Origin of the sequence: Pseudomonas oryzihabitans, assembly GCF_032027545.1 — a bacterium.
Taxonomy (GTDB): Bacteria; Pseudomonadota; Gammaproteobacteria; order Pseudomonadales; family Pseudomonadaceae; genus Chryseomonas; species Chryseomonas oryzihabitans_F.
This window is the reverse complement of record NZ_JAVSJB010000002.1, coordinates 228,634-254,915: the sequence shown is the minus strand read 5'-3', so window position 1 is coordinate 254,915 and position 26,282 is coordinate 228,634. Positions and strand designations below refer to the sequence as shown.

Below are 26,282 nucleotides of genomic sequence, written 5' to 3'. Positions count from 1 at the left end.
TCGCCTGGGAGGCTCCGTCGCCATGCTCGTTTACCACTCGTAAATCCGAGCGCGGGTTCGATCCGCCTCCTCAGGCTTTAGCGATCATGGCGATGCCTATGCTTCTACGATGATGTTCTGATTGTAGGCGCAACTGTCCTTATCGCGGCCATGGGCCGCTCCTACAGGCACCGATCTATCCCGTAGGAGCGGCCCATGGCCGCGATAAGAGGTCTGCTGTGCGTCGGCCAAGAGGCGTTGAGAATGGCCTGGGTCGCCAGCCCCGCCTGGGCGGCCCCGTCGTCTCGCTCGCGAGACGTTGAGCAGAATCTTAGGCCTGGGCGGCCAGGGCGACGGCATCGGTGCGCGCCGCCATGATGAAGTCGTTGCGGTGCAGGCCGCCGATGTTGTGGGTCCACCAGCTCACCGTCACGCCGCCCCACTCGGTGAGCAGGGCCGGGTGATGGTCTTCGTCCTGGGCTTCCCGACCGACCCTGTTGGTGAAGTCCAGGGCCTCCAGAAAGTTGCCGAAGGCATAGCGTCGCTCCAGGCGGGGAATGCCCTCGCGTTCCACCAGGGTCCAGCCGGGGACCGCCTTGAGCAGCTCGGCGCTGGCGGCCTCGCTCAGCGCGGGTTCGTTGGAACGGCAGGGAACGCAATGGGAGTGGGCGAGATCGGCCATGGATGCTCCGGCGGGCATAGAGGGTGAGGCGCCCAGGGTAGCAGACCCGCCAGTCAACTCCCGGCGTCCCGTCCGACCATGGTCGAATGGCTCGAAGCGGGTACGCGCCGTACAACGGACGACAACAAGAACAACAGTTTCCCGCCGAGGAGATCGTCCCATGAGTGCCGCCTTTTACCCGGTCCGCGCGGAAGTCGCTTCCCGGACCCTGACCGACGAGGTCACCTATCGTCGCCTGTACCAGCAGTCCATCCTCAACCCCGATGGCTTCTGGCGCGAGCAGGCCCAGCGCCTGGATTGGATCAAGCCCTTCAGCCGGGTCAAGCAGACGTCCTTCGACGACCATCGCGTCGATATCCAGTGGTTCGCCGACGGCACCCTGAACGCCTCCTACAACTGCCTGGATCGGCACCTGGAAACCCGTGGCGACCAGACCGCCATCATCTGGGAAGGCGACGATCCCGCCGACAGCCGCCACATCACCTATCGCGAGCTGCACCGCGAGGTCTGCCAACTGGCCAACGCCCTGCGCGGCCAGGACATCCACCGCGGCGACGTGGTGACCATCTACATGCCGATGATCCCCGAGGCGGTAGTGGCCATGCTGGCCTGTGCCCGCATCGGCGCCGTGCACTCGGTGGTGTTCGGCGGCTTCTCGCCCGAATCCCTGGCCGGCCGCATCAGCGACTGCCAGTCCAAGCTGGTGATCACCGCCGACGAGGGCGTGCGCGGCGGCCGCAAGATCCCACTCAAGGCCAACGTCGACGAGGCCCTGACCAATCCGGCCACCTACTCGGTGCGCAAGGTGATCGTCTGCAAGCGCACCGGCGCCGACATCGTCTGGAATCGCCATCGCGACGTCTGGTACGAGGACATCACCTCGGTGGCCCCGGAGCACTGCGAGCCCAAGGAGATGTCCGCCGAGGCGCCGCTGTTCATCCTCTATACCTCCGGTTCCACCGGCAAGCCCAAGGGCATCCTGCACACCACCGGCGGCTACCTGACCTATGCCGCCCTGACCCACGAGCGGGTCTTCGACTATCGGCCCGGTGAGGTCTACTGGTGCACCGCCGACGTCGGCTGGATCACCGGCCACAGCTACATCGTCTATGGCCCCCTGGCCAATGGCGCCACCACCCTGCTGTTCGAGGGTGTGCCCAACTACCCGGACGTGACCCGCATGGGGCAGGTAGTGGACAAGCATAAGGTCAATATCCTCTACACCGCGCCCACCGCCATCCGCGCCATGATGGCCCAGGGCGACGCCGCCATGCGCGGCATCGACGGTAGCAGCCTGCGCCTGCTCGGTTCGGTAGGCGAGCCCATCAACCCCGAAGCCTGGCACTGGTACTACAAGACCGTGGGTCAGGAGCGCTGCCCCATCGTCGACACCTGGTGGCAGACCGAGACCGGCGGCATCCTCATCAGCCCGCTGCCGGGCGCCATCGGCCAGAAGCCCGGTTCCGCGACCCGGCCCTTCTTCGGCGTCCAGCCGGCGTTGGTGGACAACGAAGGCAATCTGCTCGACGGCGCCGTGGAAGGCAATCTGGTGATCCTCGATTCCTGGCCGGGCCAGTCGCGCTCCATCTATGGCGACCATGACCGCTTCGTCGACACCTATTTCAAGACCTTCAAGGGCATGTACTTCACCGGCGACGGCGCCCGGCGCGACGAGGACGGTTACTACTGGATCACCGGCCGCGTCGACGACGTGCTCAACGTCTCCGGTCACCGCATGGGTACCGCCGAGATCGAGAGCGCCCTGGTGGCCCATCCCAAGGTGGCCGAGGCCGCGGTGGTGGGCATGCCCCACGACCTCAAGGGCCAGGGCATCTACGTCTACGTCACCCTCAACCAGGGCGAGGAGGGCAGCGAGGCCTTGCGTCAGGAACTCAAGCAGTGGGTGCGCAAGGAGATCGGCCCCATCGCTACGCCCGACGTCATCCAATGGGCGCCAGGCCTGCCGAAGACCCGCTCCGGCAAGATCATGCGGCGTATCCTGCGCAAGATCGCCGTGGGCGAATACGACGCCCTGGGCGACATCTCCACCCTGGCCGATCCGGGGGTGGTCCAGCACTTGGTCGGTACCCACAAGCAGATGAACCAGGCCGTCGCCTGATCTCTTAGAGCCTTTTCAACGTCTCGCGAGCTAGAGCAAAACAAGGCGAAAATGGCTGAGGAAGCGGAGTTTACGAGTGGTAAATGAGCATTCCGAAGCCATTTTCAACGCGGTTTGGCCGACGCGCAGCAGACTTTGAACAGGCTCTTATCGCCCCGAGCCGCCCGCTACCCTTAGGTAGCGGGCGGTTTCTTTTTGGGCGCGCCGCTCCTGTAAGGAGTTGTCGCCAGGGTAAAAGCCGCCACCGCCTGGCTGGGTCTAGAATCGCGCCAGCCGGCGGGTCGGCGGGCACGTCGATCCGCCACCGGCGCAAAGGCCGGGACAGGGGCAACGCGCCGGCGTACCATGCCCTCCACCCCACAAGGGTCTTCCGGTGCGCGGTCCCTGGATCGGTCCGCCATCGCCGCTCTCGACAGGAAGCCAGACGTTAGATGACCACCCGCATCGCCTTTCTGCTTTGGCCCGACGTCCGTCCGCTGACCGTGGGCCTGGTCGAGGAAGCGCTGGAACTCGCCGCTCGCCATTCGGGCGATACGCCCTACGAGGTGCGTTTTCTGCAAGTCGCCAGCGACTTGCAGCCGCGCCTGCCGGGTGGCCACTGGGAGGGCCAGCTGGAGCGGCTGGATCGCTTGTTCGTGCTGGCCGACGAGCCACCGCGCGCCTTGCCGCCGCCCCTGGCCGCCGCCCTGCGCCAGAACGCCCGTGCCGGCGTGGTCATGGGCGGCTTTTCCGCGGGCGTGCAGGTGCTGGCCCAGCTGGGTCTGCTCGACGGCCATCGCGCCGCCGTGCACTGGCGCTGGCTGGAGGAATTCAGCGAGCAGCATCCCAAGGTCATCGCCACCCACCATCTCTACGAATGGGACCGCGACCGCTTGACCGCCTGCGGCGGCCTGGCCATTCTCGATCTGCTGCTGGCCATGATCGGCCGTGACCGCGACGCCGAACAGGCCGGCGCCATCGCTGAGGAACTGATCGTCGAGCGCCTGCGTGAAGGCAGCGAGCGGCAGCGTATTCCGCTGAAGAATCGCCTGGGCTCGAGCCATCCCAAGTTGACCCAGGCGGTGATGCTGATGGAAGCCAACATCGAGGAACCGCTCACCACCGACGAGATCGCCCAGCACGTCTGCGTGTCGCGGCGGCAGCTGGAGCGTATCTTCAAGCAGTACCTGGCGCGGGTGCCCAGCCAGTATTACCTGGAACTGCGGCTGAACCGGGCACGCAAGATGCTCACCCAGACCAGCAAGTCCATCATCCAGATCGGGCTGTCCTGCGGCTTTTCCTCGGGCCCGCACTTCTCCAGCGCCTACCGCAACTTCTTCGGCGTCACCCCCCGTGACGACCGCAACCAGCGGCGCGGGGCGAGCGGCGAGGGCAACGTGATGGCCGAACGCTAGTGTGATGTTTCAGACGTTAACTACACAATTTTGGCGGCGCTTTTGGCCCCTGAGCGGCGTTGCCGCTCCTCGCCATAGCCCTGCTATGACTCGTCGCAGCGCCTAGCTCAGTCGGAGCGCCGAACCGAACCAAAATCACTCGCCAATTCTTGCACGAACTTCTGAAACACCACACTAGGGCTGTACCGGGGCCGGCTCTTCCAGCCAGACACCCAGGCGATTCGCCGGTAGCGGTTGGCCGCAATGAAAGCCCTGGATCTCGTCCGCTGGCAGGCGCTGCAGCAGGCGCAGGTGGTCGGCGTCTTCCACGCCCTTGAGCGTAACCGTCAGGCCCAGGGAGCGACCCAGGTCGATGAGGGCACGCACCAGGGCGCAGTCTTCCGGGGCGCGGTCGCGCTTCTCGATCAGGCTGCGGTCGATGCGGATGCCGTCCAGCGGGTAGCGGCGCAGATAGGCCAGGGAGCAGAGCCCGGAACCGAAGTCGTCCAGGCACAGGCGCACGCCCAGGCCCTTGAGCGCGGCCAGGGTGTTGGAGATGTCCGCCGCCGGATCGAGCAGGGTGCGTTCGGTCAGCTCCAGCTCCAGGCGCCGGGGCGGCAGGCCGCTGCGATAGAGCACCTCGGCCACGCTCTGCACCGGGTCTTCGTTGGCGTGGAATTGCTGGGGCGACAGATTCACCGATACCGAGAGGTGTTCCGGCCAGCCCTGGGCATCGTGGCAAGCGGTTTCCAGCACCCACTGGCCGAGCCGCTGCGCCAGGCCGGCATCCTCGGCCAGGGCAAGAAAGTCCAGGGGTTCCAGCAGGCCTTGGGTCGGGTGTTCCCAGCGCACCAAGGCCTCGAAGCCGCTGAGGGCACCGTCGGCCAGCCGCCGCCGGGGTTGGTAGTAGAGGCTGAGCTGATCGTCGCGCAGCGCCTGGCGCAGATCCTGCTCCAACTGGCGGCGCTGCAGCACCTCGTCGTTCATGGCCGGCTCGTGGAAACGCCAGGTGCCGCGGCCGGAGATCTTGGCCTGGTAGAGGGCGATGTCGGCCAGGCGCAACAGCTCGGCGGGGATACCGGTATCCCGTGGGGCCAGGGCGACGCCGATGCTGCTGCCGATGAACACCCGCTGCTCGCCGAGCCGGAAGGGCTGGCGCAGCTGTTCCACCAGCCGTCGACACAGGTCGGCGATGGCCCCCGGCCCGCGTTCGCCGCCGAGCACCACGCAGAATTCGTCGCCACCCAGGCGCGCCACCAGGTCGCTGGCGGTCACGTTCTGTCGCAGTCGCTGCGCCGCCTCTTGCAGCACCTGGTCGCCGGCTGCATGACCGAGGGCGTCGTTGACCGTCTTGAAACGATCCAGGTCCAGGCTGAGCAGGGCCAGGGGCTGGGGCTCCGGGCCCTCCAGATGGGTCGCCAGGAACTGGTGCAGGCGATGGCGATTGGGTAGGCCGGTCAGGGGATCGTGCCAGGACAGGTGCTGGACCTGGGCCAGGGCCTCGATCTCGTCGGTGAGGTCGGTGACGGTGCCCCGGTAGCCGCCCTCGGGAATCGCCCGGGCGGCCACACGGCAGGTTCTTTCGCGGCCGGTGCCGTCCAGGTAGTGGCAGATCAGCGGCGGTCGCGGCTTGCGTTCGTGATGGTGCCCGGCCAGCCAGTGGGCGAGGGTGTCGGCATGGGGGGTCAGCAATTCGGCGAGCGGCCGGCCCAGCCAGAGCTCCGCGGCTTCGCCGGTGACCTCGGCGAAGCGCTCCGAGACGTAGACCAGGCGCAGCTCGGCGTCCACTTCCCAGAGCCAGTCCGAGGTGGCCTCGGCGATGTCGCGAAAACGCCGTTCGCCGATGGCCAGTTCGCTGCGACTGGCCAGCAGGTCGTCGTACTGGGCATCCAGCTGCCGTGCCGACGTCAGCGCCTGGCGCAGCAGCCAGACCAGGCCCAGCAGCAGGATCAGCACGCCACCGCCGAACAGCGGCAGGGTCTGCTGCATCAGCCACAGGCCGGGGCGTAGTGGCCGCCAGGTCAGCTGGAAGCTGGAACCCGGCAATTGCCAGCTGGCACGGCCTTCAGCGGGCGTGGTGGTCGCGCTCAGGGGCGGCAGGCCGTTGGCCGCGCTGAGTTCGGCCAGCTTGGCCGGGCTCAGCAGGTCGACGAAGACCAGCACCGACAGCGGCGAGTCCGTTGCACGGTCGCTTGCCTGGTCGCCGGGGGTGATGGCGGCGGCGGCGACCAGGGCTGGCACGCCGGCCACGCTGAGGATGCCGGAAACGCTGCCGTCGCGGGCGTCCGCGCTACGGGCGGCCGCCAGCAGGCCGGCGATGTTGCCCTCCAGCCAAGGGGCGGTCGGTTCGGCGAGTTCGCCGTTGAGCAGGCGATAGCGGGGCTGGTCCTGGCCGTCGTATACCAGGACCCCTTCGTACCCATAGACCTTGAACAGCGACGGACCGAGGTTGTTCTCCTCGAAGGCCCACTCCTGATCCAGCGTCTGGTGGAGGCGGCGATAGGCCTCTTCCCATTTGCTGTAGTCGATGAGGTTGCGTGCCACCTCCTCGTCGAGGCGGGTGAAGGTGCGGCTGACGGTGCGTGCGGTATGCTCGGCGACGCTGGCGTCCTGGCGCACGGCATTGTCCACCAGCAGGTAGCAGCCCAGGCCGATGAGGCCCAGCAGCAACAGGCACAGGGCCGGGAACAGCCGCAGGATGAGGGTGAGCCCCCGGCGACGCGGCAGCGCGCTACGTGACGATGACGATGGATGCATGCCTGGACCCTGGCTGGATGAGCCTTCCTGTGCCTTCGCCTCGCGGATCGACACGACTGACGGGTGAACATAACGCGTGATGCCACGGCGCGGCCAGACTAGCCCGCCGGCGCTCGCGCCGCTGAACGTAAAGAGGGAGATGCCAAGGGGATCGCGCTATTGGCGCGAAAAGCCGCCGGCTAGCCGGGATTGCCCGCGCCTCCGTAGAAGGCGCAGCCTTGCCAGGTCTCGCCGTTGATGCGCAGTTCGGCCTGCAGCGACTGCACGGTGCCGGTACGGCCATCCACGCAGCGGCGCGGACTGATCCACAGTTCGACCTTTTCGCCATTGGCCTCGGTGGACAGCGCCCGCATGCCGCCAGGCAGCTCTTCCTGCAGGTAAGGCAGGGCGCGCCGCTGTTCGCCGCCGGTGCTGACCAGCATGCCCTGGTTGCTGACCTGGACGCTCCAGTCCGGGCCATGGCCGCCGGCGCTCATCGCCGTACGCTTGAAGTTGGGATCGCTGCAGCCGGGGCCGGTGTATTGCACGCGGTAGACATCGGTGACGGCGAAGATGCCCTGGGCGCCGTCGCGGCCCCCGGACTTCAGCTGGCCGCGCAGGTCGGCGAACAGCGAGGCGGCGCCACTATCGGCCGCCAGCTCGTGGGCATCGCGCAGGATGGCGGTGTTGTTGGCGTCGGTGACGTCGAAGAAGCGCTGTTCGCGACAGGGACGGAACAGCAACTGATCGCCGCTCCAGCGCAGATCGCCTTGCAGACGCTCGCCACCCGGCGCGCGGGGCGTGTCGTCGCTCTGGAACAGACTGCAGCCGCCGAGTAGGCCGAGCAGGGCGAGGGGAAGGATGGAACGCGGCGCTGACATCGCAGGACTCCGACTGAGGTGGGCACACGTTACTCAGACAGCGCCGCGAGCTCAAGGACTTACCAGACGCGATACGTCTTGCCGGTTTCGGCGCCTTCGACACTGCGTTCGTAGGCGCGCGCCGCGGCATCGACGGGGATGGCCTCGAAGCCGAGGAAGAAGTCGCCGTAGTGTTCCACCGACTCCTCCACCACGGTGGGGCTGACCACGTTCAAGCGCTGGCCGCGTGGCAGTTCGATGGCGGCACCGCGGACGAAGCCCTCCAGTGCCGCATTGACCATGGCCGCCGAGCTGCCCTGGCGGATGGGATGTTCGCTGACGATGCCACTGGTGAGCGTGAAGGATGCCCCGTCGGCGGCCTGGGCCTGGCCCAGCAGCACCAGGTTGACCTGGCCCATGAGCTTGTCCTGCAGGCCGGTCTGATAGGCCTCGGGGGTCATCTCTACGAAGGGGGCGAAGGTCACCGAGCCCACGGCGCTGACCAGGGCGTCGAAACGGCCGATCTTGGCGAAGAGGGCACGGATGGCGTTCGGCTGGGTGATGTCCACCTGCAGATCACCGGATTGGCGACCGACCCGGATGAGGTCGTGCCGACGGCCGAGACGAGTGGCGATGGCGCTGCCCAGAGTGCCACTGGCTCCAACGAGGACGATTTTCATGACGATGACTCCGTGAAAGGAAGGGAGCCTCCAGCCTAGAAGGCGGCATTGATCTGATAAATTATCTAATTGGCAATCCAGTGTTTCCAGGAGGAAACGATGCAGGACGACTTCGCCGATCTCGCCGCCTTCGCCATCCTGTGCGAGAGCGGTAGTTTCACCCGCGCGGCCGAGCGACTCGGGTGCAGCAAGGGTCAGTTGTCGAAGCGCATCCGGGCGCTGGAGTCGCGCCTGGAAACCACCCTGTTGCACCGCACCACCCGCCGGCTCGATCCCACCACGGCTGGCCGGGCCCTGTTGCCCGAAGCCCAGGCCCTGGTACGGCAACGCGAACGGGCGCTGCAGAGCGTAGCCCGGCTGCGCGAGGAGGCGGCTGGGCAGGTCCGCCTGACCGTACCGGTGTCCCTCGGCTATACCTTCTTCGAGGTGCTGCTGGCCTGTCGTGCCGCCCACCCCGCCATCCAGCTGGACCTGGTGCTGGACAACGGTTATCGCGACCTGGTGGCGGAGGGCTTCGACCTGGCCATCCGCGCGCGGGTAGAGCCGGACGAGCGCCTGGTGGCCCGCCCGCTATTCGCCATGCAGGAGGTGACCTGCGCCGCGCCTGGGTATCTGCAGGATCGCCCTTCACCGGACCGTCCCGAGGCGCTGCTCGAGCACCACTGCCTGGTGAACAACCACTATGTCGAGGGCGATGTCTGGCTCTATCACCGGGAGCATCGACTCAGTCGTGTCCGGGTGGCGCCCAGCCTGGCCTGCAACCACTACAGCCTGCTCAAGCAGGCGGCCCTGGCGGGGCAGGGCATCGCCCGGCTGCCATCCTTCATGGTCCACGAGGAATTGGCCAACGGGGCGCTGGTCTGGTTGCTCAAGGAATGGCGCACGCCCAGCCAGCCGCTGTTCCTGGTGCATCCCTACCAGAGCGGATTGCCCAGGCGCACACGGGTGGTGGCGGAGGCGCTGAGCGATTGGTTCGAGCGCAGTCGGCAGCGGCTGGAGGCGTTGGGGTAGAGGGCGCCCTTTGCCACGAAGTCCCCAGTGGAAAAGGCTGCGCCGTTTTCCACGCTACGTCGCTGGTCCGAGCGTAGCCGGAGGCGTTGGGGTAGTCAGGAAGATCGCGGCCATGGGCCGCTCCTACAGGTTGTGCCACTGTAGGAGCGGTCGCATCGGCGAACCGCCATGGCCGCGATTGGAACCAAAGACTCAACCGCCCAGATACGCCTTGCGTACGTCCGGGTTGGCCAGCAGCTCGGCGCCGCTGTCCTGCATGACGATCCGCCCGTTCTCCAGCACGTAGCCGCGGTCGGCCAGCTTGAGCGCCTGGTTGGCGTTCTGCTCGACCAGGAACACCGTCACCCCATCCTGGCGCAGCTGTTCGATGATCTCGAAGATCTGCTGGATGATGATGGGCGCCAGGCCCAGCGACGGTTCGTCGAGCAGCAGCAGGCGCGGCTCGCTCATCATCGCCCGGCCGATGGCGAGCATCTGCTGCTCGCCGCCGGACATGGTGCCGGCGCGCTGCGCATAGCGCTCCTTGAGCCGCGGGAAGAGGCCGAGGACCTTGTCCAGCTGGCGCTCGTAGGCGTTCTTCTCGGTGAAGAAGCCACCCATGGCCAGGTTCTCTTCCACGGTCAGGCGGGCGAACACCCGGCGGCCTTCCGGCACCACGGCGATGCCCTTGCGCATGATCTGCGCGGTTTCCTGGCCGACCAGTTCCTCGCCTTCGTAGCGGATGCTGCCGCTGTGGGCGCGGGGGGAGCCACAGAGGGTCATCAGTAGGGTGGACTTGCCAGCGCCGTTGGCGCCGATCAGGGTGACGATCTCGCCCCGGTTCACCTGCACGCTGACGCCATGCAGGGCCTGGATCTTGCCGTAGAAGGTGGAGACGTTGTCGAACTGCAGCATGGAGGTCTCCATCAGGATTCGCCCAGGTAGGCCTTGATCACGTCGGGATTGTTGCGGATCTGCTCCGGCGTCCCGTCGGCCAGGGGGGTGCCCTGGTTGATCACCACGATGTGGTCGGAAATGCTCATCACCAGGTGCATGTCGTGCTCGATCAAGAGCACCGTTACGCCATGCTCGGCACGCAGCAGGGCGATGAGCGCCTTGAGGTCCTCGGTCTCGCGCGGGTTGAGGCCGGCGGCCGGCTCGTCGAGCATGAGGATCTGCGGACGGGTCATCATGCAGCGGGCGATTTCCAGGCGCCGCTGCTGGCCGTAGGCGAGGTTGCCGGCGTTACGGTTGGCGAACTCGCTGAGGTTGACCTGCTCCAGCCAGAAGCGCGCGTATTCCATGGCCTCGGCCTCGCTCTTGCGAAAGGCCGGGGTCTTGAACAGGCCGGCCAGGAAGCCGGTGTTGAGGTGGCGGTGCTGGGCGACCAGCAGGTTTTCCACCGCGGTCATTTCCTTGAACAGGCGGACGTTCTGGAAGGTGCGCACCACTCCCTTGCGGGCGATCCTGTGTCCCGGCAGGCCCTGGATGGCCTCGCCGTTCAGCAGGATCTCACCGCCGGTGGGGCGGTAGAAGCCGGTCAGGCAGTTGAATACCGTGGTCTTGCCGGCGCCGTTGGGACCGATCAGGGAGACCACCTGGCCCTGTTCCACGCGGATGTTGACGCCGTTGACGGCCAGCAGGCCGCCGAACCTCATGGACAGGCCGGTGACGTCGAGAAGGGCTTGGCTCATTTGCGCAACTCCAGGTGCGGGCGTTGCATCGGGAGCAGGCCTTGCGGACGCCAGATCATCATCACGACCATCAGCAGGCCGAACATCAACATGCGGTATTCGCTGAACTCGCGCATCAGCTCCGGCAAGAGGATCATCACGATGGCCGCGAGGATCACGCCGAGCTGGGAACCCATGCCGCCCAGCACCACGATGGCCAGGATGATGGCCGATTCGATGAAGGTGAAGGATTCCGGCGAGACCAGGCCCTGGCGGGCAGCGAAGAAGCTACCGGCGAACCCGGCGAAGCAGGCGCCCAGGGTGAAGGCCGAGAGCTTGATCAGCGTCGGGTTCAGGCCCAGGGCGCGGCAGGCGATCTCGTCTTCGCGCAGGGCTTCCCAGGCGCGGCCGATGGGCATGCGCAGCAGGCGGTTGATCACGAACAGGGTCAACAGCACCAGCAGCAAGGCGATCAGGTAGAGGAAGACCACCTTGTATTCCGAGTTGTAGGGGATGCCGAAATACTCGTGGAAGGGCGTCATGCCTTCCGGCGCGCGGCGTTCGAAGGTCAGGCCGAACAGGGTCGGCTTCTCGATGCCGCTGATGCCGTTGGGACCACCGGTCCATTCGGTGAGGTTGCGCAGGAGGATGCGGATGATCTCGCCGAAGCCCAGGGTGACGATGGCCAGGTAGTCGCCGCGCAGCCGCAGCACCGGGAAGCCGAGCAGGAAGCCGAACAGCGCCGCCATGCCGCCGGCGATGGGCAGGCATACCCAGAAACCGAAACCGTAGTAGTGGGAGAGCATGGCGTAGGTGTAGGCGCCGACGGCGTAGAAGCCGACATAGCCCAGATCCAGCAGGCCGGCCAGGCCCACCACGATGTTCAGGCCGAGGCCGAGCATCACGTAGATGAGGATCAGGGTAGCGATGTCCACCGCGCCACGTGAGCCGAAGAACGGCCAGACCAGGGCGACCAGGACCAGGGCGAGGATCACCCAGCGCTGGGTCTTGGGTTCGGTGAGCTTGGTGCCCAGGCCGGTCTGCGGCAGCTGGATGCCGCCACTGCGGCGCCAGCCGGCGGTGAGCGGGTCACGTACCAGCTGCCAGACGAACATCAGCACCGCGGCCAGGGCCACGGTCCAGAGGGTACGAGGCGTGGCGCCGTGCACCTCGAGGTTGACGCCGACGGTTTCCAGCTTGAGGCCGAGGATGGGATAGGCGACGGCCAGCACCAGCAAGGCGCTGAAGAAGGCGGTTCGCAGACGGGCAGTCATACCTTTTCCACCTCCGGGCGACCGAGGATGCCGGTGGGGCGGAACAGCAGCACCAGCACCAGCAGGCTGAAGGCCACCACGTCCTTGTACTGGTCGCCGAAGACGTCGGCGCCGAAGGCCTCGGCCACGCCCAGCACCAGGCCGCCGAGCATGGCGCCGGGAATGCTGCCGATGCCGCCGAGTACCGCCGCGGTGAAGGCCTTGATCCCGGCCAGGAAGCCCAGGCTCGGGTTGATCACGCCGTACTGGATGCCCAGCAGCACCGCGGCCACGGCAGCCAGGGTGGCGCCGATGACGAAGGTCAGGGCGATGATGCCGTTGGTGTTGATGCCCAGCAGGTTGGCCATCTTGATGTCCTCGGCGCAGGCGCGGCAGGCGCGGCCCAGGCGGGAGCGGGAGATGAACCAGGTCAGGCCGAGCATGGTGAGCAGGGTGACGATGAAGATGAGCACCTGCACGTAGGAGATCACCACGCCGTTCATGGCGTCGGTGCCGATGATGAAATTACCGGGCAGCAGGTTGGGGATCGACTTGTCCTTGGAATCCTGGGCCAGCAGCACCCAGTTCTGCAGGAAGATCGACATGCCGATCGCCGAGATCAGCGGGATCAGCCGGTTACCGCCGCGCAGGGGGCGATAGGCGATGCGTTCGATGCTGTAGCCATAGGCGCTCGCGATGACGATGCTAGCGGCGAAGGCGGCGAGCATGACGATGGGCAGGCTGTGGATGCCCAGCATGGCGAGACCGGCGATGGCGATGAAGGCCACGTAGGAGCCGATCATGTACACCTCGCCGTGGGCGAAGTTGATCATGCCGATGATGCCGTAGACCATGGTGTAGCCGATGGCGATCAGGGCATAGGTGCTGCCGACCGTGAGGCCGTTCACCAGCTGTTGCAGGTAGTGGTAGAACTCGGGCATGGGTGTCTCCAGGGGACCGATGAGCACTTCTGGTGCGGGTCCCAGGCCTCGGATGGAGGCGGATAAACGAAGCCCACCGCCGTTGGCGGTGGGCTTCGGTGTCACAGGTAGGGCTTACTTGGCTTCGGTCTTGGTGCCGTCGGCGTGCCATTCGTAGACGACGAACTCGAAGTTCTTCAGGTCGCCCTTCTCGTCGAACGCCAGTTCGCCGGTGGGGGTGTTGAAGGTGTTGCTGCGCAACGCCTTGGCCACGTCCTCGGGCTTCTCGTCGCCGGCCTTCTCGATGCCTTCGGCGATGACCTGCACGGCGGCGTAGGAGGGGAACACGAAGGGACCGCTCGGATCCTGCTTCTTGTCCTTGAACGCCTGCACCAGGGCCTGGTTCTTGGGATCCTGGTCGAAGGAGCGCGGCAGGGTGACCAGCAGGCCTTCGGAGGCCTTGCCGGCGATGGCGGAAATGGAGCTGTTGCCCACACCTTCCGGACCCATGAACTTGGCGGTCAGGCCCTTCTCGGCGGACTGACGCAGGATCAGGCCCAGCTCGGGGTGGTAGCCGCCGTAGTAGACGAAGTCCACGTTGGCCTGCTTGAGCTTGGCGATCAGCGAGGAGAAGTCCTTGTCGCCGGAGTTGATGCCTTCGAACACGGCGACCTTGACGCCCGCCTTGTCCAGGGTCTGCTTGACCGCGGTGGCGATGCCTTCACCGTACTGCTGCTTGTCGTGGATGACGGCGACGATCTTCGGCTTGACGTGCTCGACGATGAACTTGCCGGCGGTCGGGCCCTGCATGTTGTCCAGGCCGATGGTGCGGAAGATCAGCTTGTAGCCACGGTTGGTGATGTCGGGGCTGGTGGCCGCCGGGGTCACCATCAGGATGCCTTCGTCCTCGTAGATGTCGGAGGCGGGCTGGGTGGAGCTGGAGCAGAGGTGACCGACGACGAACTTGACGCCATCGTTGACGATCTTGTTGGCAACCGCCACGGCCTGCTTGGGATCGCAGGCGTCGTCGTAGACCACGCCTTCGAGTTGCTTGCCCTTGACGCCACCGGCCTTGTTGATCTGCTCGATGGCCATCTGGGCACCGATGAACTCCATGTCACCGTACTGGGCGACCGGACCGGTCTTGGGGCCGGCCAGGCCGATCTTCAGGGTGTCGGCTGCCAGGGTGTGGCTGGCCATGCCGGCGAGGGCCAGGGCCGCGACCAGGCGGGAGAAACGCAGAGTTGCCTTTTTCATGAGTGCTCCACTCGGAATGCTTTTTTAATGAGGCAGTTGGACGCGAAAGTGTGCCGATTTTGTTCGTTATGACGCGCTGCGCAGTTTAATCACCGTCCGTTCCTCTTGGAAAGCTGGCCATGACAACTCGTCGGCCATGGATGCCGCGTGTCCGGGCGCTCGGCAAGCGGGGAGGGGGCCGGTAGAATCCGCCCTTTTCGCGAGACCCGCACCATGACCGATCACGCCACGCTCTACGCCACCCTGCTCGGGCAGACCGCCGCCATTGGCTGGGAAGAATTGCAACCGCATTTTGCACGGGGCGTGCTGCTGGAGGTGGCGCCGGAGCTGGACCTGATCGAGGCGGCCATCGCCGTGACCCAGGACGATGCCGCCCGCGTCGGGGCCTGGCTGCAAGCCGGGCAACTGGCCAAGGTCGACGAGGCCCGGGCCCTGCGCCGGCTGGAGGCGCCCGAGGTGGCGCTGTGGGCGGTGGTGGTGGCGCCCTGGGTGCTGATGCAGGAGCGTCCGGCCGAGCGCGCGGCGGACTAGCAAGACGCCCGCCCGCAAGAGGCGGGCGGGCGAATGATGGGCGGCGATCAGCGCTCGCTGTCGAGGTCGCGCAACTGGTGCTCGCCGTAGCGGTCTCCGACCATCGCGCCTGGTGGCAGCAGCCGTTCCAGTTCGGCGCGGTCCGCGGCGCTGAGGGTCACCTCCCGTGCGCCGAGGGATTCGGCGAGCTGGTCGCGCCGACGGGCGCCGACCAGGGGCACGATATCCTCGCCCTGGGCGGCGACCCAGGCTATCGCCAGCCGGGCGGGCGTGGTGCCCCTGGCTTCGGCGAAGCGGCGCAGCTCCGCCACCAGCGCCAGGTTGTGCTCGACGTTACCCGGCTGGAAGCGCGGGCTGTGGCCGCGGAAGTCGCTGTCGCCGGCGGGCTGGCGCCAGTGACCGCTGAGCAGGCCGCGGGACAGCACGCCATAGGCGGTGATGCCGATGCCCAGGTCGCGACAGGTCGGCAGGATCTCGGCTTCGATGCCGCGCGAGACCAGCGAGTACTCGATTTGCAGGTCGCACACCGGATGCACCGCGGCCGCGCGCTTCAGGGTGTCGGCGCCCACTTCCGACAGGCCGACGTGGCGCACGTAGCCGGCCTGCACCAGCTCGGCAAGAGCGCCCATGGTGTCTTCGATGGGCACCTGGCGATCCAGCCGGGCCGGGCGATAGATATCGATGTGGTCCACGCCGAGGCGCTTGAGGCTGTAGGCGACGAAGTTCTTGATCGCTGCCGGGCGGGTGTCGTAGCCCAGCCACTCGCCACCCGGCCCGCGCAGGGCGCCGAACTTGACACTGATCAGTGCCTGGTCGCGGCGGCCGCGCAGGGCTTCGCCCAGTAGCAACTCGTTGTGGCCCATGCCATAGAAGTCGCCGGTGTCGAACAGGGTGACGCCCTGCTCAAGGGCGGCGTGGACGGTGGCGATGGCCTCGCCGCGATCGGCGGGACCATAGAGGTCGGACATGCCCATGCAGCCCAGACCGAGGGTCGATACCTGCGGGCCCTGGCGGCCCAGACGACGCTGTTGCATGAGGAATTCCTCCTGAAGTGAACGAGACCTCACTCTAGCCGTGGATGCAGCGTGCGATAATCCGACCTCGACACAACAGCCTGTTCGCCTTTTCGTACGATAGGTGGCGCGATGAATCTGGACGACCTGGCGGCCTTCGCTGCCGTGGCCGAGGCCCGCAGTTTTCGTGGCGCGGCCTATGCCCGCGGAGTGGCGGCCTCTTCCCTGAGCGACGCCGTGCGCCGGCTGGAGCGTGAACTGGACGTCCGCCTGCTGCACCGTACCACCCGCAGCGTGACGCCCACCGATGCCGGCCAGCGGCTGCTGGAGCGCCTGACCCCGGCGCTTCGCGAGGTGCAGGGGGCGCTGGACGCCATCAACGCCGAGGGCGAGAGTCCGGTCGGCAACCTGAGGCTCAACGTGCCCACCATCGTCGCCCGCGTGCTCCTGCCGCCGCTGATCGGCCCCTTCCTCGCCCGCCATCCTGGCATCCGCCTGGAAGTGGTGGCCGACGACCGGCTGATCGATGTGCTCGCCGCGGGTTTCGACGCCGGCGTGCGCTACGACGAGCATCTGGAAGGCGACATGGTCAGCGTGCTGCTGGGCCCTGCCACCCAGAGATTCGCCGTGGCCGCCACCCCCGACTACCTGGCGCGCCACGGCGTACCGACCCATCCGGGTGACCTGGTTCGGCATTCCTGCATCGGCCATCGCTTCGCCAGCGGTCTGGTGGCGCAATGGAGCTTCGAGCGCGGCAGCGAGGTGATCAACATTCACCCGGGCGGTCGCCTGCTGGCTTCGGCGCTGGATCTGGAGCTGCAGGCTGCGCTCGAGGGTGTCGGCCTGATCTGTTCCTTCGCCGACTATCTGCGCGAACCCCTGGCCGATGGACGGCTGGTGGAGGTCCTGGCGGAATGGTCCACCCCCTTTCCCGGTCCGCGGCTCTACTATGCGGATCGCCGCCAGCCGCCGGCGCCCCTGCGGGCCTTCGTGGCCTTTCTGCGCGAGCGCAACGGCTAGGCGTCACCGCCGGGCGCCGCTACCCTGGGGCCCTGCCTGCCGCCTGGAGCCGCCATGACGTTCCTGTTTTCCCGCCCGGTACCCTGCCCATGATCATCGGTACCGCCGGTCACATCGATCATGGCAAGACCGCGCTGATCCAGGCCCTCACCGGGGTCGCCGGTGACCGTCGTCGCGAAGAGCAGGCCCGCGGCATCACCATTGACCTGGGCTACGTCTATGCCGACCTGGGCGACGGCCAGCTCACCGGCTTCATCGATGTGCCCGGCCACGAGCGTTTCGTGCACAACATGCTGGCCGGCGCCAGCGGCCTGGACCTGGCCCTGCTGGTGGTGGCCGCCGACGACGGCGTCATGCCCCAGACCCGCGAGCACCTGGCGATCCTCGAACTGCTCGGCATCCCGCGGGCGCTGGTAGCCCTGACCAAGGCCGACCGGGTGAGCGCCGAACGGCTGGCCGAGGTGCACGAGGACGTCACCGCGCTGCTCGCCGCCGGCCCCTTCGCCGGGGCCTCGCTCTATCCGGTCGCCAGCCCCAGCGGCGAAGGCATTCCGGCCCTGCGCGCGGCCTTGCTCGCCGCCTTGGGGAAGGCGCGCGCGCGCAATGCCCGTGGCGGTTTTCGCCTGGCGGTGGACCGGGTGTTCAGCGTCGCCGGGGCCGGGGTGGTGGTCACCGGCACCGCCTTCGCCGGTCAGGTGGCGGTAGGCGACGAACTCATCCTCACGCCGCGCGGCCAACGCCTGCGGGTGCGGGGGCTGCATGCCCAGAATCGCGCGGCCGAACAGGCGCGTGCCGGGCAGCGCGTCTCCCTCAATCTGGCGGGCGAGCGCCTGAGCACCGACAGCCTCGCCCGGGGTGACTGGCTGGTAGCCGAGGTGCTGCATGCCCCTACTACCCGCATCGATGTGGAGCTGCGCCTGCTGCCCGGCGAGACGCGCCACCTGGCGCACTGGACGCCGGTGCACGTCCACCTCGGCGCCCAGGACCTCACTGGCCGGGTGGCCCTGCTGGCAGGCGACAGCCTCGCCCCGGGTGCCACGGCCCTGGCCCAGCTGGTGCTCAATGCGCCGCTGCACGGCGTGCATGGCGATCACCTGGTACTGCGCGACCAGTCCGCCCAGCGCACCCTGGGCGGCGCGCGACTGCTCGATCCCTTCGCCCCGGCGCGCCATCGCCGCACGCCACAACGCCTGGCGCAACTCCAGGCGCTCTCCCGCGGCGGCCTGGAACAAGCCCTGCCCGAACTGTTGGCCCAGGCCGAGGGTGGCCTCGATCCGCGCCTGCTGGCGCGCCAGTTCAATCGACCCGAAGACGACTGGCAGTTGCCGGCGGATACCCTGAGAATCGACACCCGGGTCGGTCCCCGGCTGTTCGCCACGCCCCTCTGGCGGGCCGCCCTCGAACGCCTGAGCACGGCGCTGGCGACTTTCCACCAGGAACAGCCCGACGAGCTGGGCCCCGACCGTGATCGTCTGCGCCGGATCGCCGCGCCGGACCTGGAGCGGCCGGTCTATCTGGCCTTGCTGGAGACGGCCCTGGCGGAGGGGCGCCTGCAGAGCAGCGGTCCCTGGCTGCACCTGCCCGACCACCAGGTGCGTCTCACCGAGGCCGAGGAAAGGCTCAAGACCCGGCTCTGGCCGTTGCTTACGGTCGAACGCTTCGATCCGCCCTGGACCCGGGATCTCGCCAAGGCCCTCGGCCAGCCCGAGGCCGAGGTGCGGCTGCTGCTGCGCAAGCTGGCGCGGTTGGGGGAACTGACCCAGGTGGTCAAGGATCTCTTCTATCCCCAGGCGAGCCTGGAAGCCGCGGCTGGTGAGGCATTGCGCCTAGAGCGCGAAGCGGGGATCATTCGCGCCGCGGCCTTCCGCGATGCCCTGGGCATCGGTCGCAAGCGCAGTATCCAGATCCTCGACTGCCTGGATCGCATCGGCTTCACCCGACGCTACGGCGACGGACGCCGGGTCCGCCCGGACAGCGCCTGGGCCCGCGCCGCCGAGGACTAGCGTGACAGAGGAAGGCAATCACGCCCGGTGGCGTGGCCGGGCTTCAAACCCGGTTGGGGACGGCAGCCGTTCCCGGGTGGGTTCGACTCCCACTGCCTTCCGCCACTTCTGGCATGGGCCGCCCTGGCCCGCGCTGCCCCTTGCAAATCTGCAAGGGGCGTTTCGCGATTACCGCTCAGGCCGGCTGGCCATTGGCCTTATGCTGGGGACGTTGTCCTGCCCTAGAGCGTTTGCAAACGCCATCGTGGTCTGGTCGCTCGCGACCCTTACCCCCTGCCGTCCTTCGTCGTCTGGAGTACGGATCATGTCCACCCCTTCCGCTATCCCCTGGGAACTCATCAGCCGTGACACGGAGTTCGTCGCTACCACGCGTGCCAAGGCGCGACTGGTCACGGCGCTCCTGGTGATCGCGGCCTTGTACTACTTCGCCTTGCCGCTGGGCGCCTCGCTGCTCAAGCCGTTGTTCCAGCACAGCCTGGTGGGCGAGCTGAATGTCGGCCTGGTCTTCGCACTGTCGCAGTATCCCGTGGGCGGCCTGCTGGCGCTGGCCTACCTGCGCGGTACCCGCACCCTCGACGCCCGCTTGCAGACAGTCCGCCAGCGTTATCTGCCGGAGGTGGCACCATGAGTCGTCATCCCCTTGGCGCCGGGGTGGTGCTGTTGGCGCTCTGGGCACTGGCACCTTCGGCCTCGGCTGCCGACGCCGTGGTAAGCGCCGACTATCGCACCCTGACCTTCAGCGTCTTCGGCGCCATCCTGTTGCTGACGCTACTGGTCACCGCCTGGGCGGCGCGCCAGAATCGTTCGGCGAGCGCCTTCTATACCGCCGGCGGCGGGATCAGCGGCCGGCAGAACGGCCTGGCCATCGCCGGGGACTACCTGTCCGCGGCGGCCTTCCTCGGCGTCTCGGGGTTGATCGCTCTCTATGGCTTCGACGGCATCCTCTATGTGGTGGGCTTCTTCGTTGGCTTCGTCCCGGTGCTGTTGCTGGTGGCCGAGCCCTGTCGCAACCTGGGGCGCTATACCCTGGGTGACGTGCTGGCCTTTCGCAACGGTTTCCGGGCGGCCAAGAGCGCCGGGGCGCTGTCCAGCGTGGTGGTGGCCATCTGTTACCTGATCCCCCAGGTGGTGGGCGGTGCGGTGATCATCAAGGCGTTGATCGGGGTGCCTTTCGAGTGGTCCGTGGTGCTGGTCGGAACGCTGATGCTGATCTACGTGTTCTTCGGCGGCATGCTGGCGACCACCTGGGTGCAGTTGATCAAGGCGGTCTTGCTGATCTCCACTTGCTTCCTGTTGGTGGCCCTGGCCTGGGCACCGTTCGGCTTTCGCATCCCCACCTTTCTTGGCACCCTGGCCGCCGACCCGGCGCTACGCAGCTACCTGGGAGGCCTAGTACCGGGGCAGGAGGGCACGCGCGCCTTCTTCGAGCCGGGCCTCTACCTGAAGAATCCCGTGGAGCAATTTTCGCTGGGTCTGGCCCTGGTGCTGGGGACTGCCGCCATGCCCCACGTGCTGATGAGATTCTTTACCGTGAGCGATGCCGAGCGGGCGCGTAGCTCGGTGCTCTGGGCGATGCTGGCCATCGGCGTCTGCCATCTATTCATCATCGGTATCGGCTTCGCCGCCGCCTATTACGTCGGCTCGGCGACCATCGCCGGCTTCGACAAGGGCGGCAACCTGGCCGCGCCCCTGCTGGCGCAATTCCTTGGCGGTGGCGCCGAGAGTCTGCTGGGCAACTTCCTGCTGGCCTTCGTCGCCGCCGTGGCCTTCGCCACCATCGTCGCGGTGGTGGCCGGGCTGGCCCTGGCCGCAGCCTCGGCGCTGGCCCACGACATCTACGTAGGGGCCGTGCGCGGTGGCCAGGTCAGCGAGCGCGAGCAACTGGTGGCCGCTCGGTTGGCCACTGTGGCGGTGGGCCTGCTCGCCATCGTGCTGAGCATCCTGGCCAAGGGGCAGAACGTCGCCCATCTGGTGGGGTTGGCCTATGCGGTGGCGGCCTCGGCCAATTTGCCGGCGCTGTTGCTGACCCTCTACTGGCGGCGCTGCACCACCGCCGGAGTGTTGGCCGGCGTGATCGGCGGCACCCTCGCGGCGGTGGTCCTGGTGTTGGTCTCGCCGAACATGACCTATCCCCAGGCCGTGCGGGTGGCCGCGGAGCAGCGCGTGGTTCAACTGCAACAGCGGCTGGATGCCTTGCCGGTCGGTGCCGAACGCGCCGCCCTGGAAGCCAGCCAGACCCAGGCCCGGCAGACCGTGGCGGGCATCGCCCCGGATGCGACCAGTCTGGTGGGCCTGGCCCAGCCGCTGATCAGCCTGCGCAATCCGGGGTTGATCTCCATTCCGCTGGGTTTCCTGCTGGTGATCCTGGTGTCACTCCTGCGCCGTGATCCGCTCAGCGAAGGGCGCTGGGCCGAGATGCAGGTGCGCCAGCACACCGGCCTGGGCATCGACAGCCCGGTCGCCCACTGACGCTGCCGGGCGACGCGTGTCGCCCGGTCCATTCCTCCGTAGAAGGGCTCTGCCATGACCTCTCTTGCATCGCTCAAGGCGGCGGCGTGCCACGTCGCGCCGGTATTCCTGGATAAAACCGCCACCACCGCCAAGGCCATCGACCTGATCCGCGAGGCCGCGGCCAACGGCGCCGACCTGGTGGTCTTTCCCGAATCCTACATCCCAGCCTTTCCCATCTGGGCGGCGCTGTGGTCGCCCCTGCTCAACCATGATCTGTTCGAGGCCATGGTGCACAACAGCCTCTATCCCGCCGGGCCTGAGCTGGCCGCGATCCGCGCCGAGGCCAAGCGTCGCGGGGTGTTCGTCTCCCTGGGTTTCAGCGAGCGCAGCGAGGTGAGCGCGGGCTGTGTCTGGAACAGCAATCTATTGATCGGCGACGAGGGGGACGTACTGGTGCACCACCGCAAGCTGGTGCCGACCTTCTACGAGAAACTGGTATGGGCCGCCGGCGATGGCGCCGGCCTGCGGGTAGCCGATACCCGCATCGGCCGGATCGGCGCCCTGATCTGCGGGGAAAACACCAATCCCCTGGCGCGCTATGCCTTGATGGCCCAGGGTGAGCAGCTGCATATCTCCTGCTGGCCGGCGCTGTGGCCGACGCGCCCACCGGCGGGCGGCGGCAACTTCGACAACGTGGCGGCCAATCGCATCCGCGCGGGCGCCCATTCGTTCGAGGCCAAGGCCTTCGGTATCCTCTGCGCCGGCTACCTGGATGCGGGCATGCGCGAATTCCTCTTGGCCCGCGATCCAGCGGTGGCGCCGATCCTCGATGAAACGCCGCGCGGCGCGACGCTGTTCCTCGATCCCACCGGCAGCCAGATCGGCGGGATGCTGCAAAACGAGGAAGGCATCCTCTACGCCGATCTCGACCTCAATCGTTGCATCGAGCCCAAGCAATTCCATGACGTGGTCGGCTACTACAACCGCTTCGACATCTTCGACCTGCAAGTGGAGCGCCGTCGGCACCAACCGGTGCGCTGGCAGGACGAGAGCGGCGCGCCGAGTCCCTGGCCCTCAATAGGCGTAGAGCGGATCGTTGGCGAATAGCTGCTGGAGAAAGCCCACCACGGCCTTGATGCGCGGCGCGTAGCGCAGGTCGTGGTGCACGCTCAGCCAGAGGTCGCGGCGCACCTCCACCTCCTGGGCGAGCAGGCGCTGCAAGCCAAAGCGCCCGGCGCCGGCGAATTCGGGCAACAGCACCAGGCCGCTCCCGGCCGCCGCGGCGAACATCTGCGCCAGCATGCTGCTGGACTGGAATACCGTCTGGGCCTCGGGGACGGCCTCTTCCAGCCAGCGGACCGCCTCGATCTGCACCAGATCATCGATGTAGCCAACGAACTCGTGGGCACCCAGTTCCGCCACCGTGCGCGGCTCGCCCAGGCGGGCCAGGTAGGTGGGCGAGGCATAGAGGTGCAGGGCGAAGCGGCCCAGGTGCTCCACGTCCAGGCCACTGCCGCTGGGTTGGAAGAAGCTCAGGAATATGTCGGCTTCACGACGGGTGACGTGCAGTTGCTGGGTGGAGGTGACCAGTTCCAGGGTGATGCGCGGATGGCTCTGGCTGAAGCGTGGCAGGTGCTGGGTGAGATAGAGCGAGGCGATGCCTTCCATGGTGCCGATGCGCACCGGCCCGGCAGCCTCCCGTGCCTGGCCGCCGAGGCTCGCCAGCGCGGCGGCATAGGCGCTGTCCATCGGATCGGTGGCGGCCAGTACCTGGTGACCCAGGGTGTTGAGCTGTAGGCCCTTGGGCGTGCGCTCGAACAGGCTGGCGCCAAGGGCCTGTTCCAGGTGCGCCAGGCGCCGGCTGACGGTTGATTGGTCGATCTTCAAGCGCTTGGCCGCCCGGGCCAGGCTACCGGCGCGAGCCAGTTCGAGAAAGATGCGCAGGTCGTCCCAGTTCAGGTGTTTGGTGAGCATGGGGTCAGGATCGGTGGTGGCGGTCGAGTCCAGCTTGGCAGTGTTGCGGTCGCCGGCCAAGGGGGCCTAGATGGCTAATCAAGACCTAGCCGATTTGATCTTCCAGGTCTGCGATCCAGCAGCGCTGGCTGGGTAGGGGGCCATCCGGGCTACCTTGAAGGACGAGGTCATCTGGCGCCTGTCTTGAGCGCCGATGTACGCGGACCTAGCTCAAAGAAAGGGCACGCAGCCCCACACCGACTGATGCCAGGCCGATCAGGCAGAGGGCGACGCTGGGTAGGTGGTGGGTGAGCCGACCCAGGCGAGCCAGCCGGCGCATCTGTCCTGCCAAATGGCCATAGGCGAGCAGCACCAGCAGGTCGATGGCGGCCCAGATCGCCAGCAGCAGCGGGGCCTGCTGGGCGAGCGGCGCCTGCAGGGAGATGAACGCCGGCAGGAAGGCCACCAGGAAGAGGATGTCCTTGGGATTGGAGAGACCCACCAGCAGCGCGCGGCCGAAGCTGCCACGCCGGGCGCCCGGTGAATCGTCGGCCGGCGCCTGGAACAGCCGCACGCCCAGCCAGAGCAGATAGAGACCGCCGAGGATCTGGCCGGCCAACAACAGTGTGGGGCTGATGCCGATGGCCAGGTGGATCAGGGTCAGGGCCAGTACCAGCAGGACCTGGGCGGAGAGCAGGCCGCCCAGGATGGTCCACCAGGGAAAGGCATGGCGCCCGTCGGCGACGACCAGGGCGACGATGGGGCCTGGCGAGGAGATCAGCAGGAACACCGTGATGGCGAAGCCGAGGTACTCGCTCATGGCCCTGGCGGTCTCAGACCGATGATCCGCGAGGATTCACCCGTCTCGCCGATCAACTGCCGTTGGTGGCAGATAGCGAAGGTACGCTGGATCCAGCGGTCCTGGCCATCGAACTGCGCCTGGAAGGCGCTGCGGGCGTGGACCGCGCGGCGATTGTCGATGATCAGCAAGTCTCCGGCGGCGAGCCGTACCGGCTGGGCGACGCTCCAGGCGATTTCCTTGATTTCCTCGATCAGCCGCTGCATCCGTGCCGAGCGGGCGAGCATGAAGTGCGGGTCGAACCTCAGGTAGGGCCTGGTGGGTTGGCCATAGAGGATCGGGCGGTGCCGGCCCAGGTCGATCCGACAGTTCTTCTCGTGCAGGCAGTAGTCGGAGAGGAAGTTGAAGGGTTCCTGGAACAGCAGGTCGGTGGTGTCGGCGTCTATCACCTCGAGCATCCGGTCCACCGAGGCGATGTAGGTAACGGCGTCGTCCTGGGGTGCGCCTCTCAGGCAGAGCAGCGCGAGGAAGTCCGGCGGTACCTCGTGGAAGGCATTCTCGGTATGCAGTTCGAGTTCGGTGTCGAAGCTGTCCGAAGAGGGCTGCCGGGCCTTGGCGGCCTGGGGAAAGAAGTTGTTGATCAGGCTGCCGTCGCTCTCCTGTGGATAGCCGACGGGATCACCCAGCAGAGCCGTGGCCTGCAACAGCAGGAGCTCGCTGCGGTAGTCCGGCTTGGCGAGGTTGGCCCGGTCCGCGGGCGTGGGCGGGACGTCGCCGATATCCTGATCCGGCAGCAGCAGGAAGCCCTGGGGATTACCGAAGAGGCGGAAATGCAGCAGGTCGGCGATGGCAGCGGCCGAGAGCTCGCCATGACGGATGGCCTGGTCCAGCAGGGCGTCGAAGGAGACTGATCCCAAATACATGCTGTGTCTCGATGAGCTTTGGCAGTCATGACGCTCCGGGGCGTCAAGGACGGCCATCATCCGGTGCTGGACGCAGCGGAAAAAACGGATAAAACTCGGAGAAAGGATGATTCAGACTCATCATCGAGGACCAGGGATGTCCCGCCTTCCGCCGCTCTATGCGTTGCGTGCTTTCGACAGTGCGTCCCGGCAACTCTCCTTCACCCGTGCGGCGAAGGAATTGAACATCACCCAGAGTGCGATCAGTCGCCATATCAAGACCCTGGAGCAGGACCTGGGCTGCCTGCTGTTCGAGCGCAAGGGGCCCAACCTCAAGCTGACGCCGACCGGGCTGATCCTGGCGAAGGACCTGAGCTCGGCCTTCGCCGACATGCAGGGCGTCTGCGATCTGGTGCGCAGCGGTCGCGGCTGCCTACGGCTGAAGGCACCCTCCACCCTGACGATGCGCTGGCTGATGGGTGCCATCGAGGCGCATCGGGTGGCGACGGGGGAGAATCGCGTGCAGCTGACCAGCGTGTGGATGGACATCGATTTCGTCGATTTCCGCACCGAGCCCTATGACTGCGCGGTGCTGCTGGCCGACGGCGAATTCCCCGGCGATTGCGACTGCGTCCGGCTGTTCGATGAGTGGCTGGTGCCGGTCTGCGCGCCGCGCTATCAAAGCGCCTGCGATGGCAGGGACCCGATCTTCAGCGGCGACGGCCTGTTGCATGCGTCCCACGACTGCCGCGACTGGCGCCTCTGGCTGGATAGGATCGGCCGGCTGGCCGAGGTGAACTGGCACGCGGGCAAGCGATTCGAAACCCTGGATGCGGGGATTTCGGCTGCAGTCCAGGGCTATGGCGTGGCGATTGGCGATCTGTCGCTGGTCCAGGAGCAGATCGCCAGCGGGCAACTGGTGTTCGCCAATCGCGCTGTGGTGCGCTCGGGCCTGAGCTACTACCTGGTCTGGCCCCGGCGCAGCGAAGCCCATGATGCCCTCGCCGGGTTGCGCGAGCATCTGCGTATGGTGGCGCCCGTCCTACCGGTGCAGCAGGGGCTGACCTTCATCGAGTGAGCGGCTGGCT

At 67.1% G+C, this 26,282-nt stretch carries 23 protein-coding genes and 1 tRNA gene; 11 read left to right on the top strand and 13 right to left on the bottom strand.

The genetic code is table 11. The features are described 5' to 3' along the window. Positions 1-310: 310 nt before the first annotated feature. On the bottom strand, positions 311-661 hold the full coding sequence (locus tag RND78_RS03710; protein ID WP_059226420.1) for a 4a-hydroxytetrahydrobiopterin dehydratase: 351 nt from the start codon (positions 659-661) through the stop codon (positions 311-313). 160 nt (positions 662-821) lie between these two features. Between RND78_RS03710 and acs the strand changes: the two genes are divergently transcribed. Together acs and RND78_RS03700 are read left to right on the top strand one after the other, a co-directional pair. Further along, complete coding sequence (acs, locus tag RND78_RS03705; protein ID WP_312726174.1) at positions 822-2,780, top strand: acetate--CoA ligase; 1,959 nt, start codon at positions 822-824, stop codon at positions 2,778-2,780. A gap of 431 nt (positions 2,781-3,211) precedes the next feature. Next, a complete protein-coding gene (locus RND78_RS03700; protein ID WP_312726173.1) occupies positions 3,212-4,174 on the top strand; it encodes a GlxA family transcriptional regulator in 963 nt (320 codons plus the stop codon). Positions 4,175-4,348: 174 nt separating this feature from the next. Here the strand turns inward: RND78_RS03700 and RND78_RS03695 are convergent, their stop codons facing one another. The 3 genes from RND78_RS03695 to RND78_RS03685 form a co-directional block, all read right to left on the bottom strand. Then, on the bottom strand, positions 4,349-6,910 hold the full coding sequence (locus RND78_RS03695; RefSeq protein WP_312726171.1) for an EAL domain-containing protein: 2,562 nt from the start codon (positions 6,908-6,910) through the stop codon (positions 4,349-4,351). A 179-nt stretch (positions 6,911-7,089) separates the two neighbouring features. Beyond that, complete coding sequence (locus RND78_RS03690) at positions 7,090-7,770, bottom strand: hypothetical protein (protein ID WP_312726169.1); 681 nt, start codon at positions 7,768-7,770, stop codon at positions 7,090-7,092. 59 nt (positions 7,771-7,829) lie between these two features. Beyond that, the gene (locus RND78_RS03685; RefSeq protein ID WP_312726167.1) at positions 7,830-8,429 is read right to left on the bottom strand and encodes a short chain dehydrogenase; all 600 of its coding nucleotides are present in this window, start codon (positions 8,427-8,429) and stop codon (positions 7,830-7,832) included. A gap of 99 nt (positions 8,430-8,528) precedes the next feature. Between RND78_RS03685 and RND78_RS03680 the strand changes: the two genes are divergently transcribed. Further along, positions 8,529-9,440, top strand: a complete 912-nt coding sequence (locus RND78_RS03680; RefSeq protein ID WP_312726166.1) for a LysR family transcriptional regulator — start codon at positions 8,529-8,531, stop codon at positions 9,438-9,440. Between the two features lie 192 nt (positions 9,441-9,632). Here the strand turns inward: RND78_RS03680 and RND78_RS03675 are convergent, their stop codons facing one another. From RND78_RS03675 to RND78_RS03655, 5 genes are all read right to left on the bottom strand, one after another. After that, positions 9,633-10,334, bottom strand: a complete 702-nt coding sequence (locus RND78_RS03675) for an ABC transporter ATP-binding protein (protein ID WP_312726165.1) — start codon at positions 10,332-10,334, stop codon at positions 9,633-9,635. Between the two features lie 11 nt (positions 10,335-10,345). Next, positions 10,346-11,113: a high-affinity branched-chain amino acid ABC transporter ATP-binding protein LivG gene (livG, locus tag RND78_RS03670; protein WP_312726164.1), complete on the bottom strand. Its 768-nt coding sequence runs from the start codon at positions 11,111-11,113 to the stop codon at positions 10,346-10,348. After that, the gene (locus RND78_RS03665; RefSeq protein WP_312726163.1) at positions 11,110-12,366 is read right to left on the bottom strand and encodes a high-affinity branched-chain amino acid ABC transporter permease LivM; all 1,257 of its coding nucleotides are present in this window, start codon (positions 12,364-12,366) and stop codon (positions 11,110-11,112) included. The genes livG and RND78_RS03665 overlap by 4 nt, the downstream gene beginning before the upstream one ends. Further along, positions 12,363-13,286 (bottom strand): high-affinity branched-chain amino acid ABC transporter permease LivH, encoded by a 924-nt coding sequence (livH, locus tag RND78_RS03660; RefSeq protein ID WP_059226430.1) that lies wholly within the window; start codon positions 13,284-13,286, stop codon positions 12,363-12,365. Before livH ends, RND78_RS03665 begins: the two co-directional genes overlap by 4 nt. A 114-nt stretch (positions 13,287-13,400) precedes the next feature. Beyond that, a complete protein-coding gene (locus RND78_RS03655; RefSeq protein ID WP_312726161.1) occupies positions 13,401-14,522 on the bottom strand; it encodes a branched-chain amino acid ABC transporter substrate-binding protein in 1,122 nt (373 codons plus the stop codon). A 213-nt stretch (positions 14,523-14,735) separates the two neighbouring features. Between RND78_RS03655 and RND78_RS03650 the strand changes: the two genes are divergently transcribed. After that, positions 14,736-15,053: a DUF2288 domain-containing protein gene (locus tag RND78_RS03650; RefSeq protein ID WP_295463443.1), complete on the top strand. Its 318-nt coding sequence runs from the start codon at positions 14,736-14,738 to the stop codon at positions 15,051-15,053. Positions 15,054-15,100: 47 nt separating this feature from the next. Here RND78_RS03650 and RND78_RS03645 read toward each other — a convergent pair whose 3' ends face one another. Beyond that, on the bottom strand, positions 15,101-16,087 hold the full coding sequence (locus tag RND78_RS03645; protein WP_312726158.1) for an aldo/keto reductase: 987 nt from the start codon (positions 16,085-16,087) through the stop codon (positions 15,101-15,103). A 111-nt stretch (positions 16,088-16,198) separates the two neighbouring features. On the opposite strand from RND78_RS03645, the gene RND78_RS03640 reads away from it, so the two are divergent. The 6 genes from RND78_RS03640 to RND78_RS03615 all read left to right on the top strand — a co-directional run bounded on the left by RND78_RS03640 (position 16,199) and on the right by RND78_RS03615 (position 22,647). Further along, positions 16,199-17,086: a LysR substrate-binding domain-containing protein gene (locus RND78_RS03640; protein ID WP_312726156.1), complete on the top strand. Its 888-nt coding sequence runs from the start codon at positions 16,199-16,201 to the stop codon at positions 17,084-17,086. 89 nt (positions 17,087-17,175) lie between these two features. Then, positions 17,176-19,089 (top strand): selenocysteine-specific translation elongation factor, encoded by a 1,914-nt coding sequence (gene selB, locus RND78_RS03635; protein WP_312726155.1) that lies wholly within the window; start codon positions 17,176-17,178, stop codon positions 19,087-19,089. 9 nt (positions 19,090-19,098) lie between these two features. Beyond that, positions 19,099-19,194 (top strand) — tRNA-Sec (locus tag RND78_RS03630). A 199-nt stretch (positions 19,195-19,393) separates the two neighbouring features. Beyond that, a complete protein-coding gene (locus RND78_RS03625) occupies positions 19,394-19,717 on the top strand; it encodes a DUF485 domain-containing protein (protein ID WP_312726154.1) in 324 nt (107 codons plus the stop codon). After that, positions 19,714-21,558 carry a cation acetate symporter gene (locus tag RND78_RS03620; RefSeq protein ID WP_312726153.1) on the top strand — a complete coding sequence of 615 codons (1,845 nt, stop codon included), beginning with the start codon at positions 19,714-19,716 and terminating at the stop codon, positions 21,556-21,558. The genes RND78_RS03625 and RND78_RS03620 overlap by 4 nt, the downstream gene beginning before the upstream one ends. A 54-nt stretch (positions 21,559-21,612) precedes the next feature. Then, positions 21,613-22,647, top strand: a complete 1,035-nt coding sequence (locus RND78_RS03615; protein ID WP_312726152.1) for a carbon-nitrogen hydrolase family protein — start codon at positions 21,613-21,615, stop codon at positions 22,645-22,647. Here RND78_RS03615 and RND78_RS03610 read toward each other — a convergent pair. The 3 genes from RND78_RS03610 to RND78_RS03600 form a co-directional block, all read right to left on the bottom strand. Beyond that, positions 22,615-23,514 carry a LysR family transcriptional regulator gene (locus RND78_RS03610; RefSeq protein ID WP_312726151.1) on the bottom strand — a complete coding sequence of 300 codons (900 nt, stop codon included), beginning with the start codon at positions 23,512-23,514 and terminating at the stop codon, positions 22,615-22,617. The two genes, RND78_RS03615 and RND78_RS03610, sit on opposite strands and share 33 nt — an antisense overlap. Before the next feature lie 205 nt (positions 23,515-23,719). Further along, on the bottom strand, positions 23,720-24,313 hold the full coding sequence (locus RND78_RS03605) for a LysE family translocator (RefSeq protein WP_312726150.1): 594 nt from the start codon (positions 24,311-24,313) through the stop codon (positions 23,720-23,722). Beyond that, positions 24,310-25,215, bottom strand: a complete 906-nt coding sequence (locus RND78_RS03600) for a TauD/TfdA family dioxygenase (RefSeq protein ID WP_312726148.1) — start codon at positions 25,213-25,215, stop codon at positions 24,310-24,312. The genes RND78_RS03605 and RND78_RS03600 overlap by 4 nt, the downstream gene beginning before the upstream one ends. Positions 25,216-25,351: 136 nt before the next feature. On the opposite strand from RND78_RS03600, the gene RND78_RS03595 reads away from it, so the two are divergent. Beyond that, positions 25,352-26,272 (top strand): LysR substrate-binding domain-containing protein, encoded by a 921-nt coding sequence (locus tag RND78_RS03595; RefSeq protein WP_312726147.1) that lies wholly within the window; start codon positions 25,352-25,354, stop codon positions 26,270-26,272. The last annotated feature ends 10 nt before the right edge of the window (positions 26,273-26,282 follow it).

Bases quoted from the DNA above. Each gene is read 5' to 3' on its own strand.
- RND78_RS03615 (WP_312726152.1), top strand. From the start codon at position 21,613: ATGACCTCTCTTGCATCGCTCAAGGCGGCGGCGTGCCACGTCGCGCCG.
- RND78_RS03610 (WP_312726151.1), bottom strand. From the start codon at position 23,514: ATGCTCACCAAACACCTGAACTGGGACGACCTGCGCATCTTTCTCGAA.
- RND78_RS03690 (WP_312726169.1), bottom strand. From the start codon at position 7,770: ATGTCAGCGCCGCGTTCCATCCTTCCCCTCGCCCTGCTCGGCCTACTC.
- livH (WP_059226430.1), bottom strand. From the start codon at position 13,286: ATGCCCGAGTTCTACCACTACCTGCAACAGCTGGTGAACGGCCTCACG.
- RND78_RS03620 (WP_312726153.1), top strand. From the start codon at position 19,714: ATGAGTCGTCATCCCCTTGGCGCCGGGGTGGTGCTGTTGGCGCTCTGG.
- acs (WP_312726174.1), top strand. From the start codon at position 822: ATGAGTGCCGCCTTTTACCCGGTCCGCGCGGAAGTCGCTTCCCGGACC.
- RND78_RS03665 (WP_312726163.1), bottom strand. From the start codon at position 12,366: ATGACTGCCCGTCTGCGAACCGCCTTCTTCAGCGCCTTGCTGGTGCTG.
- RND78_RS03645 (WP_312726158.1), bottom strand. From the start codon at position 16,087: ATGCAACAGCGTCGTCTGGGCCGCCAGGGCCCGCAGGTATCGACCCTC.
- RND78_RS03650 (WP_295463443.1), top strand. From the start codon at position 14,736: ATGACCGATCACGCCACGCTCTACGCCACCCTGCTCGGGCAGACCGCC.
- livG (WP_312726164.1), bottom strand. From the start codon at position 11,113: ATGAGCCAAGCCCTTCTCGACGTCACCGGCCTGTCCATGAGGTTCGGC.
- RND78_RS03640 (WP_312726156.1), top strand. From the start codon at position 16,199: ATGAATCTGGACGACCTGGCGGCCTTCGCTGCCGTGGCCGAGGCCCGC.
- RND78_RS03675 (WP_312726165.1), bottom strand. From the start codon at position 10,334: ATGCTGCAGTTCGACAACGTCTCCACCTTCTACGGCAAGATCCAGGCC.
- RND78_RS03605 (WP_312726150.1), bottom strand. From the start codon at position 24,313: ATGAGCGAGTACCTCGGCTTCGCCATCACGGTGTTCCTGCTGATCTCC.
- RND78_RS03700 (WP_312726173.1), top strand. From the start codon at position 3,212: ATGACCACCCGCATCGCCTTTCTGCTTTGGCCCGACGTCCGTCCGCTG.
- RND78_RS03680 (WP_312726166.1), top strand. From the start codon at position 8,529: ATGCAGGACGACTTCGCCGATCTCGCCGCCTTCGCCATCCTGTGCGAG.
- RND78_RS03695 (WP_312726171.1), bottom strand. From the start codon at position 6,910: ATGCATCCATCGTCATCGTCACGTAGCGCGCTGCCGCGTCGCCGGGGG.
- RND78_RS03600 (WP_312726148.1), bottom strand. From the start codon at position 25,215: ATGTATTTGGGATCAGTCTCCTTCGACGCCCTGCTGGACCAGGCCATC.
- selB (WP_312726155.1), top strand. From the start codon at position 17,176: ATGATCATCGGTACCGCCGGTCACATCGATCATGGCAAGACCGCGCTG.
- RND78_RS03595 (WP_312726147.1), top strand. From the start codon at position 25,352: ATGTCCCGCCTTCCGCCGCTCTATGCGTTGCGTGCTTTCGACAGTGCG.
- RND78_RS03685 (WP_312726167.1), bottom strand. From the start codon at position 8,429: ATGAAAATCGTCCTCGTTGGAGCCAGTGGCACTCTGGGCAGCGCCATC.
- RND78_RS03655 (WP_312726161.1), bottom strand. From the start codon at position 14,522: ATGAAAAAGGCAACTCTGCGTTTCTCCCGCCTGGTCGCGGCCCTGGCC.
- RND78_RS03625 (WP_312726154.1), top strand. From the start codon at position 19,394: ATGTCCACCCCTTCCGCTATCCCCTGGGAACTCATCAGCCGTGACACG.
- RND78_RS03710 (WP_059226420.1), bottom strand. From the start codon at position 661: ATGGCCGATCTCGCCCACTCCCATTGCGTTCCCTGCCGTTCCAACGAA.